Annotated in this window: 7 protein-coding genes; all 7 read left to right on the forward strand. The window is 58.2% G+C overall.

The features are described 5' to 3' along the window. The first annotated feature begins 275 nt into the window (after window positions 1–275). The 7 genes from BMX59_RS14420 (at window position 276) to BMX59_RS14450 (ending at window position 21,935) form a co-directional block, all read left to right on the forward strand. Entirely contained in the window at window positions 276–1,217 is a 942-nt protein-coding gene (locus BMX59_RS14420) for a hydroxymethylglutaryl-CoA lyase (RefSeq protein WP_071492792.1), read from the forward strand. Further along, entirely contained in the window at window positions 1,214–2,413 is a 1,200-nt protein-coding gene (locus BMX59_RS14425; RefSeq protein ID WP_071492793.1) for a CaiB/BaiF CoA transferase family protein, read from the forward strand. The genes BMX59_RS14420 and BMX59_RS14425 overlap by 4 nt, the downstream gene beginning before the upstream one ends. Before the next feature lie 86 nt (window positions 2,414–2,499). Beyond that, window positions 2,500–3,816 carry an MFS transporter gene (locus BMX59_RS14430; RefSeq protein WP_058424970.1) on the forward strand — a complete coding sequence of 439 codons (1,317 nt, stop codon included), beginning with the start codon at window positions 2,500–2,502 and terminating at the stop codon, window positions 3,814–3,816. A 120-nt stretch (window positions 3,817–3,936) separates the two neighbouring features. Continuing rightward, window positions 3,937–4,716: an IclR family transcriptional regulator gene (locus BMX59_RS14435; protein ID WP_058424969.1), complete on the forward strand. Its 780-nt coding sequence runs from the start codon at window positions 3,937–3,939 to the stop codon at window positions 4,714–4,716. Window positions 4,717–4,899: 183 nt separating this feature from the next. Continuing rightward, complete coding sequence (locus BMX59_RS14440; RefSeq protein WP_093122518.1) at window positions 4,900–6,621, forward strand: ShlB/FhaC/HecB family hemolysin secretion/activation protein; 1,722 nt, start codon at window positions 4,900–4,902, stop codon at window positions 6,619–6,621. 33 nt (window positions 6,622–6,654) lie between these two features. Then, complete coding sequence (locus tag BMX59_RS14445) at window positions 6,655–21,450, forward strand: hemagglutinin repeat-containing protein (protein ID WP_093122523.1); 14,796 nt, start codon at window positions 6,655–6,657, stop codon at window positions 21,448–21,450. Then, window positions 21,450–21,935 (forward strand): hypothetical protein, encoded by a 486-nt coding sequence (locus BMX59_RS14450; protein ID WP_092243291.1) that lies wholly within the window; start codon window positions 21,450–21,452, stop codon window positions 21,933–21,935. The genes BMX59_RS14445 and BMX59_RS14450 overlap by 1 nt, the downstream gene beginning before the upstream one ends. The last annotated feature ends 473 nt before the right edge of the window (window positions 21,936–22,408 follow it).

Below are 22,408 nucleotides of genomic sequence, written 5' to 3' on the forward strand. Positions count from 1 at the left end.
ACCTTTTCGCCTTATTGTTTTTGTTCTATCTGACAGAACGTTGTGTTTGCAGATAGAACAAGGTTCGACTTTATTTTTTCAGCTGTCAACCCACCGGGATTGTCTGTTTTTCATTTCGCCATTCATCACCAGGCACTCCCAACGCTCTCGGGAGCGCCCTGGCGCATCGCTCGGGATGAGAGGCGTTGACAGTGAGATTTTGTCGGCTCATGATTATTTCAGAACAGTGTTCTGTCAGATAGAACTATTGCATTCCACCACCCGGAGACCCGGCGATGAACTCTAATAACAACCTGGACATCCTGATCAGCGAGGTCGGCCCCCGTGATGGCCTGCAAAGCATTAGCGCGACCATGCCCACTGCGCTCAAGCTTCAATGGCTGACGGCCCTGGCCGACGCAGGCTTGAAGGAGATCGAGGTCGGCTCGTTCGTGTCCCCCAGACTGCTGCCGCAAATGGCCGATGCCGCCGAGTTGGTGGCACACATGCGTCAGCGTTCGGACGTATTCGTTACCGCGCTGGTGCCGAACCTCAAGGGCGCCGAGGCAGCGTTCAACGCGGGCGTACAAAAGATCACCCTGCCCATTTCCGTCAGCGAGCCCCATTCACTGGCCAACATCCGCAAGACCCATCAACAGGTCTACGACGAAGTGCGCACGGTGATGGCCCTGCGCAACGAGCGCTTCCCGCACGTCGAGGTCGAGGCCGGGCTGTCGACGGTGTTCGGTTGCACGATTCAGGGCGAGGTGCCCGAGGACGATGTGCTGCGCATGGCCCTTACGATGGTCGAGCTGGGCGTCGATGAAGTCGGGCTCGCCGACACTGTGGGGTACGCCAATCCGGCGCAGGTGCGTCGCGTGTTCACCCGTCTGCGCAACGAGATCGGCAGCAAGGCCGGCAGCGCGCATTTTCACAATACCCGTGGGCAGGGCCTGGCCAATGTGGTCGCGGCGCTGGACGTTGGCGTCACCACCATCGATGCCTCTCAGGGCGGTATCGGCGGTTGCCCGTATGCGCCGGGGGCGTCGGGCAATATCGTGACCGAGGATCTGGTCTACCTGCTCGAGTCCATGGGCCTGCGCACCGGCGTGGACATCGACAAGCTGGTGGCCGCTCGCGCCTGGCTGAAACAGGGCCTGCCAGGAGAGCCGCTGTATGGCTTCATCCCTGACGCAGGCGTCGGCAAGAATTTCCATTACGCCGGAGGTGCGCGATGAGCCTGCTCAATCGGAACCTTCAGGCGCTGCCGCTGGCAGGCGTGCGTGTGGTCGAGTTCGTGCACATGGTCATGGGCCCGACCTGTGGGCTGGTGCTGGCGGACCTCGGCGCTGAAGTGATCAAGGTCGAGCCGACGCCCGAGGGTGACAACACGCGTCGCCTGACCGGCTCCGGCGCTGGCTACTGGATGACCTACAACCGCAACAAGAAAAGCTTCGCGGTCGACATCAAGACCGAGGAAGGCATGGCCGCGGTGCGCAAGCTGATCGAAAGCGCCGATGTGGTCACCGAGAACTTTCGTCCCGGCGCCATGGACAAGCTCGGCCTGGGCTACGAGCAGGTCAAGGCGATCAAGCCGGACATCATCTACAGCTCGATGAAAGGCTTTCTGCCGGGGCCGTATGAACATCGCACTGCGCTGGACGAGGTGGTGCAGATGATGACGGGCCTGGCCTACATGACGGGTCCCGAAGGCCGCCCGCTACGCGCCGGTGCCTCGGTCAATGACGTAATGGGCGGCATGTTCAGCGCCATCTCGATTCTGGCGGCGCTGTGGCAACGCAAAAACACCGGGGAAGGGCAGTTCGTGCAGACCGGGCTGTTCGAGAACTCAGCGTTTCTGGTGGGGCAACACATGATGCAGATGGCAACCACTGGCAAGCCTGCCGCGCCGATGCCCAGTCGTTTGTCAGCCTGGGCGATCTACGACGTGTTCAATACCCTGGGCGATGAGCAGGTGTTCATGGGCGTGGTGAGCGACAGCCAGTGGGTCAATTTCTGCCAGGGTTTTGGCTTTACAGAGCTGGGGCGCGACCCTGGACTGGCGAAAAACACCCAGCGCGTGCAGGCCCGGGCGAGGATTCTGCCGCAGGTCCGCGAGCGTCTGGCGCAAATGAGCAAGCAGGAGGTCATGGACCTGTGCGAGCAGACGGGCCTGCCGTTTTCGCCGATCCAGCGGCCGCAGGACCTGTTCGACGACCGGCACCTGAACGAGTCGGGTGGGCTGGCCCATCTGACGCTGGAGAATGGCGACGCGGTCAAGGTGCCAATGCTGCCGTTCGAGATGAATGGTCGTCGCTTCAATACCCGCCTCAATGTGCCGCAAATGGGCAGTCACTCTGCCGAGCTGCTCGAAGAAATGGGCTACGCGTCGGGTGACATCGAAGCGTTGCGCGGGCGTGGCATCGTTCGCTGATACCGCTGGAAGGGATTCCTGATTCCTGTAGCTGACGGACATTCCCGCCGTCAGCCTTATAAAAATAAATGCTGAGGAAACCCGTCATGGCCATCGTCACGACACCCCCGCACAGCAGCGATATCAGCAGCGTGCGCTCCCTGGATGCCGAGCAGACCCGCGTCCTGCACAAGGCCGCCTGGCGCTTGATCCCCTTGCTCGCGCTGGCGTATTTCTTCAATTACCTGGACCGCACCAGCGTCGGCTACGCCGCGTTGCAGATGACCGAGCAGTTGGGCCTGACCGCCACGCAGTTCGGCCTTGGCGCGGGCATCATGTTCTTCGGCTACTGCCTGTGCGAAGTGCCGAGCAATCTGGCGATGTACCGTTTCGGCGCCCGCCTGTGGATGGCGCGGATCATGATCACTTGGGGCCTGGCCGCTGCCGCCACCGCGATGATCGTCGGGCCGTACAGCTTCTATATTGTGCGCTTGATCCTCGGCATCGCTGAAGCCGGCTTCTTTCCCGGCGTGATTTTCTTCCTTACCCTGTGGTTCCCCGCGCAATACCGCACGCGGGTGTTGGCCTGGTTTACCGTGGCCACGCCGATCTCGTTTCTGGTGGGTGGGCCGCTGTCGATCTGGCTGTTGCAGATGCACGGTTTGCTCGGGCTTGCGGGTTGGCAATGGATGTTTCTCATCGAAGGGGTGCCAGCGTGCATCCTCGGTTTGATTACCTTGAAGGTGCTGACTAACCACCCGGCCGAGGCCAAATGGCTGACCGCCGAAGAACGCCATGTGCTGACCGGCATGCTCGCCGAAGAGCAGAGCAAAGGTCAGCACAGCCATGGCTTCAAGGCCGCACTCAAAGACCCACGCGTGTGGATTCTCAGCTCGATCACCTTCAGCTTCACCCTGGGCTCTTACGGCATCGGTATCTGGTTGCCGCAGATGCTCAAGGCCCATGGTGTCGAAGTCAGCATGATCGGCTGGGTTGCGGCCATTCCGTACTTCTTTGCCACTGTAGCGCTACTGATCTGGGCCAAACATGTGGACCGTACCGGCAAAGGCATTTTCAACCTGACCGTGGCCATGCTGCTGGCAGGCTTTGCGTTAATCCTGGCGCTGCGAATGGACGCGCTGGTTCCGGCACTGGCAGGGATTACTTTAGCGCTGATCGGCACGATCGCCGGCAAGACGATTTTCTACACTTTGCCGGGCAAGTTCCTGCGCGGGCAAGCCGCAGCGGGTGGAATCGCACTGATCAATTCCATTGGCGCGTTTGGCGGGTTTGTCGGGCCTTACCTGATGGGCTTTTTGAAGGACTACACCGGGTCGTTCACCGCAGGTCTTATGGTCATGGGCTGCATCATGTTCGTTGCCGCAGCAATGGTCGTCTCGCTTCGCTTCTTCCTGCGCGAGTAGTGAGCAGCGGCTGCACTTTTTTCAGAAGGGATCGGGCGGCTCTGATATTGTCTTGCGGGTTGGCGGGGTGGTTTGCGAATCATCCGCCGCCTACGAGCGACGAATCGACAATGAGTGTCTATGACTACCGAATCTGAAAAAAACCTTTCCGACCAGGCCGCCAATGCTGAAGGCGGCGTGGCTGCCGTCGACCGCGCATTTGCCATTTTGTCGGCCTTCAGCATCGAGCAGGACTGTCTGGCCCTGGCCGAAATCGCGCGGCGGACGGGGTTGTACAAAAGCACCATCCTGCGCCTGATCGCCTCGCTGGAAAAAGCCGGGTTCGTCCGTCGCCTCACCGATGGTCGTTACTCGGTCGGCCCTGAGCCTCTGCGGTTGTCGCAGCTGTACCAGAGCTCGTTCCGACTGCGCGACGTGATTCACCCCTTGCTGGAATCGATCACTGAGGAAAGCGGTGAAACCTCTTCGTTCTACGTGCTGGAAAACGGCAGCCGCGTCGTGTTGTTTCGGGTCGAGCCCAAGCGTGCGGTGCGGGTTTCGGTGCTGGAAGGCGCGCGCTTTCCGTTGCAGGCCGGAGCGTCAGGTAAGATCCTTCGGGCCTTTTCCCGCGATGCGGAGCCTGCATTGACCGAGGTCCGCGAACGCTTCTGGGCCTGTTCCTTCGGCGAGCGGGACCCGGAAACTACCGCCGTATCAGTGCCGGTGTTTGCCATGGGCCATGAGTTGAAAGGGGCGCTGACCTTGTCCGGTCCGTCCGACCGTCTGCTCAAGGAACACATCGAACATGCGGCGTCGATCCTGTTAAGAAACGCAGCCATCGCCAGCAATGCGCTCGGAGGTAATGACCGAGAACTACGTGCAGCTCTGACACGTCTGGGCGAATCGATGGTCCGTCGTTAACCGGCGAGCGACCGCTTAGGGCCGATGTTGTGAGAGGCAGCAGTCGGCCCACCCAAGGCCGGCAATACCCATTCTCTTGGAGTCGGTAGTGGTACAAAGTTGTACATTTAATTGACGCCACTATATCGCCATCTTAAGATCGCCGCTCATTGATGGCACTACGCCATATAGAGGGATCTAGAAATGTGGCGTTTGGTACGCCGGACCAGGCTCGGCCTGCTGTCCGCTTGTTTTTGCCTGGGCTTCGCCGGGACGGCCCAAGGCGCGACCCCGCAGAGCACCCCGGGCGTCACTGATCTGATCCGTGATCGCCAGGATCGTCTGCTTCAAGAGCAACAACGCCGCCTCGACGAACTCAAGGACCTGCCCGGCAAAGCCGTCGCTCCTGCCAAACCGACAGCGCCTGCTGACACCCGCTGCTTCGCCATCAAGGCCATCGAACTCACCGGTGCCGACGCGCTGTCTGAACGCGAACGCAACGCGCTGATCCAGCCCTACATCGGGCAATGCCTGGGGGTACCGCAACTCAATGAGGTGCTCAAGGTCATCACCGACCACTACCTGGCCAAAGGACTGGTCACCAGCCGTGCCTACCTGCCGCAACAAGACCTCTCCAGCGGCGTGCTCAAGATCCAGGTAGTCGAAGGCAGGCTCGAAGGATTGAAGGGCGAGCAGGGCAGCGGCATCACCGACCGGCAACTCGCGATGAGTTTTCCAGGCAAAAAGGGTGAATTGCTCAACCTGCGTGAAATCGAGCAGATGGTGGATCAACTGAATCGTCTGCCCTCGAACCAGGCCCAGATGGAGTTGGCTCCTGGCAAAGAAGTAGGCGGCAGCGAAGTGCTGGTCAAAAACACCCCGCAGAAACCCTGGCGCGTCGGCCTGTCGCGTCACAACGGCGGCCAGCGCGCCACTGGCGAGCAGCAGTGGGGCGCCAGCCTGGATTGGGATAACCCTCTCGGCCTTGCCGACCAACTGTCCCTGCGCGGCGGCCACGATGCCGTCAGCGACCACCAGAAGACCTCGCGCAACTCGATGCTCAACTACAACCTGCCGTTTGGCTGGTGGAACCTCAATTACAGCTACAGCGAGACTGAATACCGCTCCCTGGCCCAGGCCAGCGGCTTCAACTTCAAGCAGTCCGGTGACAGCCAGAGCCACCAGTTGCGCTTGGAGCGGGTCGTCCACCGCGACGCCCTGAGCAAGACTTCTTTGAGCACCGGCGTGGCCTACCTGCGCACCAACAACTTCATCGAGGACAGCAAGCTCGCCCTGAGCAGCAACCGCCTCAGCGAAGCGCAATTTGGCATTAACCATGGCCGGCGCATTGGCGGCTCGTTCCTCAACATCGACCTGGGCATGCAGGACGGCATCGGCGCCTTCGACGCCCAGGCAAACCACAACCCACGGCCCGGCCAGGCGGATGCGCGCTACCGCAAATACACCGCGACAGTGAGCTACCTGTACCCGTTCAAGTTGTGGGGCGAGTCATTCAGCTTCAGCAGCCTGATGACCGGCCAACGCAGCGAAGACGTGCTGTTCAGCCCGCAACGCATGAGCCTGGGTGGGCAGTCCTCGATTCGCGGCTACAAGGATCAAAGCCTGTCCGGCGACAGCGGCGGCTACTGGCGCAACGATTTGCGCTGGAGCCGCCCGGTGACCTGGGCCTGGATGCAGCCGGTGTTCAGCGAATACGGCACCAGCCTCGGCTACGACCAGGGCGTGATCCGCCACGGTCGCTACAACGCCGAACAGCATGGGCGCATGACCAGCAATTCCCTGGAACTGTTTGCACGCGGCAAGAACGTCGCGGCCACAGTGACCTTTGCACACTCTTTGGAACGACCGGGGCCGATCACTGAACGTGAAGCGCCGATCTACTTCCGTATGGATTTCTTCCTTTAATTTTTTACCGCCCTTTGGGCATCGGGACATGACATGGACGTTTGCCAGTTCGCCTTTCTTGCGCGCCAACCTTCTGCTGCCTTGAAAAGCCGTTCTACCTTCCTGGGCTTGCCCAAGCGCGGGTTGGCGTTGGTACTGGCGAACGCCATGTTCTGGCAGCCCCTGCTGGCTCAGGCGGACGGCATTGCCGTGAGCGGACCGGGTACGAGCCTTGGGCAGGCGGGTAACGGCGTTCCGATCGTCAACATCGCTGCGCCCAACGCTAACGGGCTATCGCACAACCAATTCCACGACTACAACGTCGGCGCCAACGGGGTCATTCTCAATAACGCGACCAGCCGGACCCAGTCCACCCAACTGGGTGGCATCATCGTGGGTAACCCAAACTTCAATGGCAGCGCCGCCAGTGTCATCCTCAACGAGGTGAATGGCGGCAGCCCCAGCCAATTGCGTGGCTACACCGAAGTGGCGGGGCAGTCGGCCCATGTGATTGTGGCCAACCCCTATGGCATCAGCTGCAACGGTTGCGGCTTTATCAACACCCCTCAAGCCACCCTCACCACGGGCAAGGCGGTCATCGAAAACGGCCAGATCAGCCGCTACCAAGTGGATCAGGGCAACGTCGCCATCGAAGGCACCGGCCTGAACGCCAGTAACGTCGATCAGTTCGAAATCATCACCCGCGCCACCACCATCAATGCGCAGATCCAGGCTAAAAAGCTCACCATCGTGGCGGGGCGCAACGATGTGGACGCGCGCACGTTGAATGCGACGGCGCGTGCGGCGGACGGCAGCAAGGCACCGGATCTGGCGATTGACTCGTCGGCGCTGGGCGGCATGTATGTGGGGGCGGTCAGGTTGGTGGGGACCGAGGCCGGCGTAGGGGTGAAACTGTCCGGGGACATGGTCGCCGGTGGTGATATCCAGATTGATGCAGCGGGCAATGTGGTCATGGGCCAGACCTCGGCCGGTACGGCAGTGGCGGTCAAAGCAACCAGCGTAGAGGCCAAGGGCGCCGTGTATGCCGGTACTGCCTTGTCGGTGACCACCCAAGGCGCACTGACCAATCAGCAAACCCTGGCGGCCAAGGACAGCATCACACTGGACGCTGCTGGGCGGTTGACCAACAACGGGATCATCGAAGCGGGCGTCAATGCGGATAACAGCCGCAATGCCCAAGGCGATGTGCGCTTAAAAGCAAATAGCATCGACAACAGCGGCAAAACGGTGATCGCCAGCCGTGACCTGATCATCAACGCGGGTGAGCTGGCCAACCAAGGCGGCACGTTGAGCGCTCAGCGCGATGCGCAACTGAACGCGACAAACCTGGACAACCAGAACCAGGGCCGGATCCTTAGCGCAGGAAGTCTAGGGGTCACCGCCGACCAACTGCTAAATCAAAAGGGTCAACTGCTGGCGACTGACGTCACGTTGGCCGTGGGCTCTCTTGCTAACGATGACGGTCAGATTCAGGGTGATAACGCTCTGTCGATCAAGGGCAGCGCTATCAGCAACCTTCGCGGAAACATCGCTGCGGGTAAGCGCCTTGATGTTGTCAGCAACACGCTCGACAACACCGCTGGCAAGCTAATCAGTGACGACGCACTGACCACAGTGATCGCTGGTCAACTGCTCAACCAGACCGGTTTGTTCGCCGCCAAAGGTGACGCGCGCGTGAAACTGGCCAGCCTCGATAACCGTCATGGCACGATCGTCGCCAACCATCTCAATCTGCAGTTGACTGGGCCGGTGAACAATCAGCACGGCGCTATGCGCGGTAACGTCAGCCTGGATTTTAAAGCCGGTGAGGTCGACAACAGTCAAGGCGGCCGTATCACCAGCGGCCAGACGCTTAATGCCAGCGTCAGCGGACTGGACCAGCACGACGACGGTCGGATTTTCGCAGGCGGTGATGTCAGCCTCGACCTGAATGGCGGCCACCTGAACAACCAGGGCGGTTTGATCCATGCACCAGGTGCATTGCTACTCAATAACCTGACCAGTGTGGATAACCGAGGCGGCGAAATCTCCAGTGCCCAGGCGCTGGTTTTCAAGGCTGACCGCCTAGATAACCGCAACGGCAAACTGCTCAGTGAGCAAGGGTTGCTGGTACGTATTGCTCAAGCGCTGGACAACACCAAGGGCCTGGTCGCCGCGACCGGGTTGGACCTGCAAGCCAATAGCCTGAACAACACCGAAGGCAAACTCAGTGCGCGCGATGACCTGACTGCACGTGTCACCACAAGCCTGGTCAACCGCCAGGGCGAGATCCTCGGCGCTAACACCTTACTGACCGGTGCCTCACTCGATAACGGTAACGGTTTGATCCAGGGCGACAAGCGCCTGACCCTTGATCACACAGGCCTGATCAGCAACCGCAACGGGCGTATGGTCGCCGGGCAGGCATCGGACCTGAGTGCTGCCAGCCTCGACAACACCGGTGGCATGTTCACCAGTGACGGCACCCTGAAGGCGTTGATCTCCGGTCAGTTGGTCAACCAGGCCGGGCTGTTTGCTTCCGCCGGCCTGTTGCAGTTGAGGGCCGCCAGTCTCGATAACCAGAACAAAGGCCGCATCACCGCCAAGAGTGAGCTGGCGCTTTCCCTCGGCCAACTCGACAACCGCAGCGGTTTGATCAACTCCGGCAAAACCATGACTTTGGGGGGCGACAGCCTCGACAACCGCGCCGGTGAATTGTCCAGCGTCACGGACATTGTGCTCAACGGCAGTCAGCTGGATAACAGTGCCGGTGGCAAGGTACTCGCCAACGGCGATGTGCAACTGAACCTCGACCGTCTGAACAACCAGCTCAAGGGCAGCGTCTACGCCAAGCGCAACCTGAACATAGTACTCAATGGTCCACTGTTGAATCAGCACGGCGCGCTGCGCAGTGAGGCGAGCCTGACCCTGGACATGAACCATGGCGCACTCCACAACGCCGCTGGCCTGATCAACACCCCCGGTGCGTTGGTACTCAAAAACCTTTCCACGGTTGCCAACCAGCAAGGCGAAATCTCCAGCGAACACGCGTTCTCCCTGGCTGCACAAAGCCTGGACAACAGCGAAGGCAAACTGCTCAGCGATCAAGCCCTGACCCTCACCATTGACCAGGCTCTGGTCAATATCAAGGGCGTGATTGCTGCAGCCGGGCTGAGTGCTCAGGCAGCGCGCTTGGACAATACGCAAGGCGTGCTCAACAGTTCAAAAGACCTGACCCTGGCCGTGGCCGGTGAATGGCTGAATGCCGACGGCGAAGTGTCGAGTGCTGGCACCAGCGTGATTGACGCCATGACGTTGAATAACCGCAGTGGGCATGTCTTGAGTGACGTCAGTCTTTCCCTGACCACCCGAGCCGCGTTGGTTAACCAAGGCGGTACGCTCGGCGCCGGTCAACGTCTGCTGGTGACTGCGTCCAGTCTCGACAACAGTCAGTCCGGCAGCCTGGTCAGCGATGGCAGCGTCACGGTGCAGGTGGAGGGGCTTGTGGACAATCAGGCCAAGGGCCGCGTGTTGTCCAAGGGCGATATGACCCTTCAGGCGGGCAGCTTCGACAACCGCGGTGGTGTGCTGAGCAGCAAGCAGGCACAAACCCTTAACGGGCAATCCCTGAATAACAACGGCGGTCTGGTCAATGCCGTTGGGCCGTTACGTCTGACACTGGACGTCGCGGACAACACCAAGGGCCGTATCGCCAGCCAGGCTGATCTCGAGGCCTCGATCGGCGTGCTGAAGCAGCAGGGTGGCGAATTCGTCGCCCAGGGCAACCTGAGCCTCAGCGGCAATGACTTGGATAACCGTAACGGCGGGCTGGTAGGCGCGACAAAAGCGCTGAAACTCACTGTCGACCGTGTGGATAACCGCATCGGGGAAATCTCCGGTCAACTCAAGACGCAGATCAGCGGCCAGCACCTGGACAATAGCGGCGGCAAGGTATTGGCCGGCACCGCCCTGGAGCTGACGATGGCCGAGGTGATCAACCGGGCCAAAGGCTTGGTGTTTGCCCAGGATGTAAACCTCAAGGCTTCGAGCCTGGACAATACCGAAGGTACGCTGGCCGGTCAGCGCTCGCTGGCGGTGCAACTGTCGGCTGGGCTGGACAACACACGCGGCAAGATCAGCAGCGAAGGCGGCCTGCAACTGCACGCACATCGCGTGGATAACAGCGCTGGCAGCCTTTCCAGTGCCGGCGATCTGACCCTTGCCAGCGACGGTGAGCTGCTCAACGTGGGCGGCATGGTGGAGTCTGCACAGGCGCTCAATCTTTCCAGCACTGGCTTGAATAACAGTGAGCAAGGCCTGGTGAAAAGCCAGGGTGCTGCCACCCTGGCGACCGGGCAATTCAACAACAGCCTTGGCGGTCGTGTGATCAGTGCCAACAGCCTCGATATTCAAGCTACTGACCTTAACAACGGCGGCCGCATCGCCAGTACTGGCGTGCTGAATGCAAACCTTGCAAGCCTGACCCAGGCAAGCGGCGGCGAACTGTTTAGCAGCAGCCAGATGAACCTGGACATGAATCACGGAGAGCTGACCAACGCTGGGGTGATCAACGCACCGCTCCTGGTGTTGAAAAACCTCGGCAACGTGAACAACCGCAACGGTGAAATCTCCAGCCAGAACGCCTTCACCCTCGCGGCACGCAGCGTTGATAACAGCGACGGCAAGTTGATCAGCAACCAGGCCCTGAACCTGCGCATCGAACAAGCCTTGGCCAACGCCAAAGGCAGCATCAGTGCGGTCGGCCTCGATGTGCATAGCGCCAGCCTGGACAACACCGACGGCCTGGTCAGCAGCCGTGGTGGCCTGGAGATCAGCGCTGACGGCCTGATCGACAACCAGCGCGGCAGCCTGATTGGCGACGGTGCCGTTCTGCTGACCGCCGCAAAACTGGACAACCGCGCGGGCGAAATGGCGGGTAAGGCCAAGGTCACTGTCAACGCCAATCGCATCGACAACCAGAAAGGTCAGTTGATCAGCACTGACACCCTGACGATTACGGGTGTCAATCTCGACAACCGCAATGGCCTGGTAGGCGCGACAAAAGCGCTGAAGCTGGACGTGGGCGACGTCGATAACCGTACCGGTGAGCTGACCAGCAACGCCGACCTGAGCATCACTGGCCAACGTCTGGACAACAGCGACGGCGGACAGGTGTTCGCAGCCGCAGGCTTGAGCGTGGCGGTGGATAACGTACTCAACCGTGCGCGCGGTCAATTGAATGGCCAGCGCCTGACACTGACGGGAACAACGCTGGACAACAGCGGTGGCAAGTTGCTCAGCCAGCAACCTTTGGTGGTGGACCTGGCAGGTGACCTCACCAACAACCAGGGCCTGCTGAGCAGTGAAGGCACACTGGACGTCAAGGCACGCAGCCTCGATAACACCAAGGGCAGTCTCTCCAGCGCGCAAGGCCTGAAGGTGGTTGTCAGCGATAACCTGAACAACCAGGGCGGCGAACTGGTCACTGACGCTAACTTGGTGTTGCGCAGCGCCAACCTGGGCAATCAACAGGGCACCCTCAGCGGCAAAGGTCCGGTCTCGGTTACCACCGGCGCCCTGAACAACCAGGCCGGTCGCCTTAACAGCGGTGATACCTTGACCCTGGTCGCTGGCCAGGTAAACAACGGTGGCAGCATTGGTAGTGCCAAGGCACTGAACGCTACGGTGACTGGCCTCGACCAGCAGGCCGGCAAGCTCTTCAGCCAGGCCGGGTTGAGCCTGGACCTGGGCAACGGTCAACTGAACAACCGTGGCGGGTTGATAAACACCAGTGGTCCGCTACTGCTGAAAAACCTCACCACCGTCGATAACCAGGGCGGTGAAATCTCCAGTGACCAAGCCTTCACCCTGGCTGCACAAAGCCTGGATAACAGCAATGGCAAGCTGCTGAGCAACCAGGACCTGACACTGCGAATCAACCAGGCCATGGCCAACATCAAGGGCCTGGTCGGCGCCACCAATCTCAAGGTGCACGCAGGTTCCATTGATAACCAAGGCGGTACATTGACCGGTCGAAGCGAGCTGCAACTGACCAGCGACGGTCTGCTGAATAACCAAGGCGGCAATCTGTTGGGCGGTAGCCGCGTAATCCTCAACGCGATGGCGCTGGATAACACCGCCATGGGTTTGGTCAACAGCCAAGGCTCCCTCGATATCGCGACAGGCAACCTCAGCACTGGCAGCGGCGGTGAGGTGTCCGCCAAGGGCTCGATGGACTTGAAGCTCAGCGGCTTGACGCTGGGCAGCGGTCAAATCGTCGGTGCGCAGGGCGTGACCCTCGATTTGAACGGCGCTGAACTGGATAACCGCAACGGGCTGATCTCCGCCAAGGGCGCACTGGCACTGAACCGTGTGCACGCCATCAATAACCAGAATGGCGAACTCTCCACCCAGCAAAACCTGACGCTTGACCTCAATAGCCTGGATAACAGCGGTGGTAAGTTGATCAGCAGCCAAGTGCTCTCTGTCAACGCAAGCACGCTGCTCAACCAGAATGGACTGTTGTCCGGCTGGCAGGGATTGAGTGTTAGTGGCGACAGTCTCGACAACCGCCACAACGGCACGCTTTCCAGCCGCAACGGCGCGGTGGACGTGCGTCTTACCGGCGCTCTGCTCAATACCGCTGCCGGAGCGGTGGCCAGTCAGGGACGGCTGGACCTCAGTGCCGCCAGTCTCGACAACAGCGGCGGTATCCTCTCAAGTGGCGCGGGGCAAAGCCTGACCGTCACCGGCCAGTTGAGCAACGGCAACGCCGGCCTGATCGACAGCGGCGCCGAACTCGAGCTGCAGGCGGTCACGCTGGACAACCAGGGCGGTACAGTCAGCGCGCAAAAGGCCCTGGCCATCACCGCCACAGACCTCAACAACATCGGCGGCACCGTCGCCGGCAACGACCGCTTGACCCTCAACCTGCTCGGTTCCCTGACCAACACCAACGGCAAACTGGCCAGCGCAGGCCCGCTGTTGCTACAGCGCGCGATACAGATCAACAACCAGGGCGGCCAGATCGCCAGCCAAGGGTTGCTGACCTTACTGGCTGGCGGCCTGGACAACAGCCAGCTCGGCACTGTCGCCGGTAAAGGTCGTGTGGCGATCACCACCACCGGCATCCTGCTAAACGACGCCAACGGCCTGATCTACAGCCAGGAAGCCGACCTGCAAATCAAGTCCGCAGGGCTCTCAAACGTTAGCGGCGTCGTGCAGGGCCAGAGCGGTTTAAGCCTCGACGTCAGCGGCGATATCGATAACCAGGGCGGCAAGCTCCTCGCGCAAACTGGCGACACCGTGATCAAGGCCAGCACCCTTAACAACCAGGGCGGTAGTGTGGCCAGCGTGGCCGGGGGAGTGGATGCCACATTGAGCGACAGTCTGCTCAATGGCGTTGGGCAAAGCAAAGGCGGGGTAGTGCAAGGCCAGCGCGTGAACCTGACAGCGCTTACCGTCGATAACCAGCAAGGTCGCATCGCCGCCCAGGACGGCGATGCCGTTATCACTGCCAATCAATTGCTTAACGCCTATGGCGGGGTGTATGCCAAGGGCGCGTTGCAAACCCGCGGCATCTCGTTGGATAACAGCTTCGGGCAAATCTCCGCCAAGCGCATCGACCTCGGCCTCAGTGGGCAACTGAGCAACCATTCGGGGATTATCGAAAGCGATGAGACGCTGACTCTGCAGGCTAATGACCTGGTCAACCAGGGCGGCAAGCTGCGTGCCTTGGCGAGCGTGGGCAAGACGCAGTTCCAGATCGGTAACCTGTTCGATAACCGCAACGGCGTGGTCGAAACCGCCAACACCAACCTGGGCCTGGCAGCCACGACCTTCCAGAACACCGGCGGCCAACTCCTGCATACCGGCGAGGGCGATTTTGATATCTCCCTGCCCAATGTTACGGGGGCCGGTGGCAGCATCGTTACCCGTGGCGGCCTGACCCTGAATGCCGACACCTGGACCAACAGCAGCGTCATCCAGGCAGGACGCCTCAATGTGAATGTCGGCACTTTCACTCAGACTGAAACCGGGCAGTTGCTGGCGTCTTCACGCCTGGAAGGCAAGGGCGGTCAGTGGATCAACAATGGCCTGATCGCCAGTGATGGCAGCCTGGCGCTGCAACTGACGGGGGGTTATGAGGGCGGCGGTAGAGTCAGCAGTGTAGGGGCGCTGGACCTCACGGCTGAACAAATGACTGTGGGGCAACTCGCGAGCATCGCCGGTGGCGGCAATAGCCGCATCGCTGTGGGCGGGACGCTGGCGAATGAAGGGCGGATCACCTCGGCTACGGACCTGAATGTATCCGCAGGCGCGATCAATAACAGCGGCACGCTGGGCAGCAACGCAAACCTGCGCCTGACCACACCTGCTTTGTTGAACCAGAACGGCCTGATTTTTAGCGGCGGCGACATGGCGCTGCGCACCGATACGTTCACCAATCGATTTGCCGATGTTTACGGCCTGGGGAATGTGAGCATTGCCAAGGATGACAACAACGGGCAGAGCACGTCGATCAACAATATTTCGGCGACGATCGAGAGTGGCGCAGACCTGAACCTGGCGGCGGCGTTCATTGAGAACCGTAAGGATGTGTTCAAGACCACGGGTGGGCTGGTCTCCAGTTACATCGGGTTGCAGTGCAGTAGTTGTTCGTACATAGACACCAATCGCTCTGTCGACAGCTATCTGGTGTGGGCCCAGAATTTCAAATCGCAGATCGAAGAAGACTCGGCAGCAGCGAGCATGACGGCTGGGCGAAACTTTACGGTCACAGGCGGGGATCTGAGCAACAAGAACTCAACGCTCACGGCAGGTGGCAACATCAACTTTGCCCTGCAGAACTTTACCAGCGAAGGCACGTCCGTTGGTGAGTACAGCCTACGTCGCTCCTACAGTTTTGGGGATGTAAACCCTTACGATCTCTCGCGTTTCATGCAGACGGTGATGAACTACAACCGTGGCCATGACCCATCCTACAATCCGCGCGCACCCAATATTCACGTGTGGACCAGCAATGGTACCGAGTCTGTTGTCCGAGTGATCAATCGACGTAATGGCCGCGAGGACCCAGGCAACACACAGTACGGTCCACTGAACGTCAAAGCCTCCCTATATGTTGACCCGAGCATAGGTGCGGCAGATGGGCCTTGGGAAATGGTCAGTGCCCGTCCGTTCAACAGCACCACCATCGGTTCCACAACTGCGGCGGGTGCGGTGGTTCAAGCCGGCGGTACCGTCAGTATCAACGCAACACAAAACCTGACCAACAGCGTGGTACGTCCAAACGTAGCGGTCACCGGTAATGCATCCCGTGTGGGCGCTACCCAGGTCACCGGGAACACGGCGGTGATGGTTACGATCAACCGCGAACTGCCACCCGGTCTCGCCCTGCAGCAAGTCAACCCGGTGGCCCTGCCAGGTTTCACCTTGCCTACCGGCAAAAACGGCTTGTTTCGCTTGAATGAACAAGCTGCGAACACTGGGCAGGTGAGCAGTGGCGACACTGGCTCGCAGAGCTGGACACTGGGCGGCGCCAACGTAGGCTTGGTGCAGCGCCAGCAACCATCGCCCGGCGTCTCCGGCCGGACCCTCCAGGTCAGTAATGCCGCGCAAGCAGCAGGTGTCCATCAAGTCGCGCTGACTGCCCGCGAAGCCGTGGCCGTCAGTGGCAGTGCCAGTACGATTAGCGTCGCCGGCAATACCGATAGCGGTGCATTGCCGCCCGGCCGTACCACTGGTATTGAAATCAGCCACGGTGATGCGACACACACGCAGGTTTCGCGTCCGGACCTCGAATTGCCTGTATTGACACCGGCAGCACGTGATACGAACGGAGCGCGTGATAACTCCATCGCGTCCAATGCCGGCGCCACTATCAACATTCCAGTACTTACCCCACTGGCACCAGGCATCACTCAACCTGGCGCAGCGAAACCCATTAATCGCGTCCAAGGTTTGCCCAACAGCAGCGTCGCCTCCCAACCACATAAATACCTGATCGAAACCAACCCCGCACTGACCGACCTGAAGCAATTCATGAGTTCGGACTACCTGCTTGCCGGCCTCGGCTACAACCCTGACGAGAGCGCCAAGCGCCTCGGAGACGGCCTGTATGAACAGCGCCTGATTCAGCAAGCTGTGGTCGCCCGTACCGGTCAGCGCTTCCTCGACGGCCAGACCTCGGACGATGCACTGTTCCGACACCTGATGGATAACGCCATCCGCAGCAAACAAAGCCTGGATCTATCAGTGGGTGTGTCGTTGACCGGCGCGCAGGTTGCAGCACTGACGCATGACATCGTTTGGCTGGAAGAGCATGAGGTGGCTGGCGAGAAAGTCCTGGTACCGGTGCTTTATTTAGCCAATGCCGATCAGCGCCTGACGTCGAACGGTGCATTGATTGCTGGCCAGGACGTCAGCTTGATCGCCGGTAAGGACCTCATCAACGCAGGCACCTTGCGTGCCAGTAACAATCTTTCGGCGACCGCGGGCAATGACATGGTCAACAGTGGCCGGATTGAGGCAGGCAACCGCTTGGACCTGTTGGCAGGCAACAATATCGTCAACCAGTCCGGCGGTGTGATCGCTGGGCGCGACGTAACACTGACTGCGACGAAAGGTGATGTCGTCAATGAACGTAGCCTCACCGGCTTTGGCACGGGCAATCGTAATTACTACGGTGATTCGGCACGTATTGAAGCCGCAAACTCACTCACCATTAACGCCGGGCGCGATGTTACCAACAGCGGTAGCTTACTTAAGAGCGGTGGCGATACAACGATCAACGCTGGGCGTGATATCAACATTGTTTCGACCGAGACGCGTGATTCTGGGAATAGCGGGATGGGGGCGCGCTCCTCATCTGTTACTCAGAGCGGTTCTACTGTTGATATCGGCAAAGACCTACGCCTGACGTCCGGGCGTGATGTAAGCGTCGTTGCCAGCAGAATCGAAGTTAAACGCGACCTTGCCATTGCTGCAACTGGAGACCTGAGTATTTCGTCTGCAGCGGATGAGGAACATTCCTCGAGTAAAACCAAAAAAGTAACTCGCTCGGAGGACCACATCAGCCAGGTTTCCAGTGTGCTTAATGCCGGTGGTGACGTGTCATTGAGCGCCGGCAAAGACCTTGAGCTGACCGCCAGTCGAGTCGCTGGCGGCGGCAACGTGGCGCTTGAGGCGCAGCGTGATCTGAGCATCCTGTCAGCGCTGGATGAAGACGCTTCGTTCTATTCGAAGAAGAGCAAAGGCTCGTTCGGTCGCAGTAAAAGCGAGCAACGCGAAAGTTACGACAGCACCAACGTTGCGTCTGTTGTCGAGGCGGGCAAAGACCTGACGGTCAACGCCAGCAAGAAAGCCGACGGGGGTATGAATATCGAAGGTGGGCGTGATGTCACCGTGATCGGCAGCCAGCTGAAGGCCGGTGGCGACATGCTGCTGGGCGCCACGGGCGACATCGCAGTGCTGTCAGGTGTTGAAGAGCATGGCTCCTACAGCAAGAAGACCAAGTCCGGATTCCTGGGGCTTTCCAAGAGTAGCAAGAGTCAGCTGAAAACCACGGCCAGTCAGGTTGGTAGTGAGCTTGAGGCGGGTAATGACGTGGTCGTGGCTGCGGGTAATGACATTCGCTTGCGGGCGAGTGAGGTAAATGCCGAGAACGATGCTGAGTTGCGCGCCGGTCTGGTGAAGGCCACCGGTGACATCAACCTGATATCTGCGAATGACACGGCCTATAGCCGCAGTGAGAAGTACGAGAAGAAAACCGGTTCGATCTCCGGCGGGTTTATCGCGCTTACCTCGGCGAAGAAAGCCGGGCAAGAAGCCCAAAGCAGCACCAGCGTCGGTAGCCAGGTCGTGGCAGACCGGGATGCGACGTTGCAGGCTGAGCGAGATATCAACTTGGTGGGCAGTGGCATCAGCGCGGGACGTGATGTCAGCCTCAATGCAGGGCGTGACGTCAATGTTGTAGCTGCGCAAAACTTTAAGAGCGAACGCGATTGGGCCAAGTCGAAACAGACGGGTATCGGGGTGTCCAGTGATGCCAACGGTGTTACGTTCTTTGCCGGTACCGATCGCAGCGCCGAGAAAAATCGCGTTGAGCAGCAGACTGCGTCTGCAAGCCAAATCAGTGCGGGTGAGAATATTGCGATCACCGCGAAGCGCGATATCAATCAGCGCGGCTCTGATCTTGCGGCTGACAACGACATCGACCTGAAGGCCGGGCGCAATATCAATATTGATGCAGCTCGTGAGCGGTTGTTGGTAGAGCAGCAAATTGAGAAAGAGCGCAATGGGATTAGTGCATCGCTAAATCATAACTATGGCAGTACTAAGGATGCTGTAAGTGGTGCAGGCAAGGGTGAAGACAATGTCAGCAAAGGGTCGAGTGCCCTTCAAGGCGTTGATGCTGTGGGTCATTTTTTGGCAGGCCCGACCGGCGACCTCAAAATTGGCAATAGCAGCCAAAGCACCAGCACGCAATCTATCGAAGAGACCAATCGCTCATCGACGCTCAAGGCTGGCAAAGACCTCAACTTGACCGCCAATAACGATGTGACTGTTGCGGGTAGTCAATTGAATGCCGGACGGGACATCAACGTCACCGGTCGTGATATCAACCTTGATGTAGCCAAAGGTGCCATCAAGCAAGATGACACCCAAAGCCAGAGTTGGGCAGGTATCCATGGTGGTACCAGTGGCGGCCTCAAGCTCGGCGTTGGCGGCAGTCATGGCGTTGCGAATGAAGAGGCGAACCACGCGACCTCGACTACGACCGTGGTAGACGCCGGCAGAGATGTCAATCTGAAGGCCAGTAATGACCTGAACCTTATTGGTACTCAAGTTCGATCGGGTCGAGATATCGATCTCCAGGCCGGTAATGACCTCAACGTTCGTGCGGCTCAAAATGATAGTGACAGCGAAAGCAGCAGGAGCAGCGGTGGCGGTGAGGCCGGGTTGACGTTTGGTAGTCAAGGGGCTGGGATCTATGTCAGCGTTAGCATGGGTAGGGGGGACCTTGAAAGAGAGAAACAAGGCCAACAAAACGCTTATCTATATGCTGGGGATCGTCTCGATTTCAAAAGTGGGCGAGACACCAATATTGCAGGTGCCGAACTAAGAGGGGATGAAGTCATTGGCCGAGTGGGCCGTGACCTGAATGTTTCTTCTGTTCCTGACACTGGCAAGGTTAAAGGCAAAGAGTTCGATATCAGTGCAACAGTAACGATTGGTCCAGGTGCTGGCGTCAGTGGCTCAGTTGGTTACGGTCAGACCGCAGGAAAAACCAATTGGGTAGAAGATCAGACTCGAGTGACCGCGCGCGACAAGGTCGATATACGCACTGAAAAACACACCCAGTTGGATGGGGCGCTGATTGCTTCAGACACTGGCAATCTTAAGCTGGATACAGGAACACTTGGATTCAAAGATATTGCAGGCAAAGACAACGAGCATGGCTATTACCTGAATGTAGGTGGTACATACAAAACCGGTGACAGCACTACTCAGGATCCAAGCCAAGAGGGCAAAGGAAAGGCCGGTGATAAGGGGTGGAGTGTTTCAGGCTGGAAGTACGACAAGGAACGGGAACAATCGGTCCGCGCAACGGTGGGTTCGGGAGAGATCATTGTTCGTGATGCTGCAGATTCGGCTTCGGCCGTCGCAGGTCTCAACCGTGATGTGAACAAGGCCTCTGAGATAACAAAGGATAAAGAAAAGCGTACCAATCTCTACATCACCGATTCGTCATTAACGGCGGTTACCAACCCGACTGCAACGATCAATCAATGGAAAAAAGATGCCAAGAAATATGGAGACCATACCGAGGAAACTATAAATCAACTGATTGATCTTTTCAGTGCGGGTACAACGCTTGCGCAGGGAGGGAATCCCGATGATGTATCTCGCGCTATGATGACGAAGGCGTTCGTCAGGCAAGTGGGAAGCCGGAATGCAGAGGATCGTGCGGCGGCGATCGGAAGAGTGATTGGGGGTATTACTAGCAGAGAGCAGGCGCCGGATAACCAAGCACTCGTTGATCGCCTTACGAAGATTGCTGGTGATGACCCAAGTAAAGCCTTGGTGATTCTTGGCCTCCTAACAGCTCTGAAAAAGCCTGAATCTGGGGCAAGTAATTGGGTGATGTTGCCAGCAATGGCGGGAGCAGCAGTGGCTGCTGTAAGTGCCGCGCTGTTAGCGACAGGAGCGGCTACGCAGGAAAAAATGCGCATCGCCGCCAATACGCTTGTTGAAGCGGGTGCTAAGGCAGGTAACAGTGCTGTAGAAAATTTCAGGATCAATGCGGCACTTTGGGATTTTTTGTTCGATACACGTTTCCCTATTCACTCGCTAGATCCTAAGCTATTGATATATATCACTCCCATTCTAACAGTTGATGGGGAGCATCCGAGCAGCGGTGGTCTCGCTGGTGGCAGCGTTGTTAACCCCGCTACCAATACCGGTGGAACCCAGCTTGATGCGGAGCGGGATGATGGGAAATACGTAACGCCTGAGCATCAGCTTGATCCGGGAAATATGTATAGTGAGGAGAGTTCTAGCTCAAAGGGAATAATCAAGGCAAGCGAGACCATTGGGCAGCCGATCGAAGCTGTTATAGGTGGGCGTAAGCGCCTGTTGCGGGTTGATATTGAACCCAATGGTAAGCTTCAAATACAGTCTGGAGGCGGCAAAGACTCGATAGTAGATTTTAGACCCGATCTATCGAAACCATTGGCGCCGCAGATCAACCAGGCATTCAAGCGATTACCTCAATCAGCAAGAGATCAACTGATCAGGAACGCTGAGAAAGGATTGAAACGCCTCCAAGACACAGGAAATATGTAATGAGCGATAAATATGTCGTGGTTTTGGATGCAGGTTCGGACTTGCCCGAAAGAGACTACTTGATCAGCAATGCTTGGGGCGACGCCCCCGTCTCTTATGTTCAGGATGAGGTTGCTTTCAATGATTGCAACTTTCTAGATTTGAAAGTGAACAAATGGGAGGTCAATAATGAATGGAGTAAACAGCAGGTTAGTGAGCCTTGGATAAGGATTGAAAAAATGGAGGGTGAAGTGCTTAACGACTTCTTCCTAAGCGAAGGCTCATCTTGGCCTAAAGAAAATGTACCAAAAAAAATAATAACTATTGAACTAGATGAAGGTGGTCGTGAGGTTGATGAGATACTGCTGCAGCGACTGATAGCAGTTTTCTTTGGTCGATTCAAGGTCTATAGGTGCTCTGATAGAATTGAAGAAGTTAGCCAAGGTACTATCGACACCATACCCACGTTAGACGCCATCCATGAACGAATACGCAGGTGTGAGTAGCGTTTTTGTAGAGTATGATAACTATAGGTGGTGATTATTAGTGTCGCCTCGCGATATTTATTGAAAGTTTTCGAGTTGTAGTGGGGTTGTTGGTCCGAGTATTGTCATATGTATGTGGGGCGGGGAGTGCTCGGGGAACGGTTTTTTAATAGCCCCTCCGTACGTTGATATACGGAGTATTTGCTCAGTCGCTGCGCGTATTGGGGGGGGGTAATGCTCGGAATAGTAGCAATAATTTCCCAGAGGTTTGACGGTTCAATAATTCGATTTATTCGAAGTTGAGAGTAGAAGTGTGCCGAGGTTTTCTTGTGCTTGATTGATCTCTAGGGCTTCTTTGTGTGAGTTCCGTTTGGTTTCTGATAGGGAAATGGATGAAGTTGGTGCATGGCTTTTGGCTGGCAGGCTTTCAGGAGAAAAAGGGGACGGATTTAAATTCTCTGAATAAATAAATCTGACCCCATCTCTCGCTAAAT

Source organism: Pseudomonas sp. NFR09 (genome assembly GCF_900111535.1).
GTDB lineage: Bacteria > Pseudomonadota > Gammaproteobacteria > Pseudomonadales > Pseudomonadaceae > Aquipseudomonas > Aquipseudomonas extremorientalis.

What these genes read in the sequence shown, in the direction of transcription:
- BMX59_RS14420 (WP_071492792.1), top strand. Translation starts at nt 276, where the DNA reads ATGAACTCTAATAACAACCTGGACATCCTGATCAGCGAGGTCGGCCCC.
- BMX59_RS14425 (WP_071492793.1), top strand. Translation starts at nt 1,214, where the DNA reads ATGAGCCTGCTCAATCGGAACCTTCAGGCGCTGCCGCTGGCAGGCGTG.
- BMX59_RS14430 (WP_058424970.1), top strand. Translation starts at nt 2,500, where the DNA reads ATGGCCATCGTCACGACACCCCCGCACAGCAGCGATATCAGCAGCGTG.
- BMX59_RS14435 (WP_058424969.1), top strand. Translation starts at nt 3,937, where the DNA reads ATGACTACCGAATCTGAAAAAAACCTTTCCGACCAGGCCGCCAATGCT.
- BMX59_RS14440 (WP_093122518.1), top strand. Translation starts at nt 4,900, where the DNA reads ATGTGGCGTTTGGTACGCCGGACCAGGCTCGGCCTGCTGTCCGCTTGT.
- BMX59_RS14445 (WP_093122523.1), top strand. Translation starts at nt 6,655, where the DNA reads ATGGACGTTTGCCAGTTCGCCTTTCTTGCGCGCCAACCTTCTGCTGCC.
- BMX59_RS14450 (WP_092243291.1), top strand. Translation starts at nt 21,450, where the DNA reads ATGAGCGATAAATATGTCGTGGTTTTGGATGCAGGTTCGGACTTGCCC.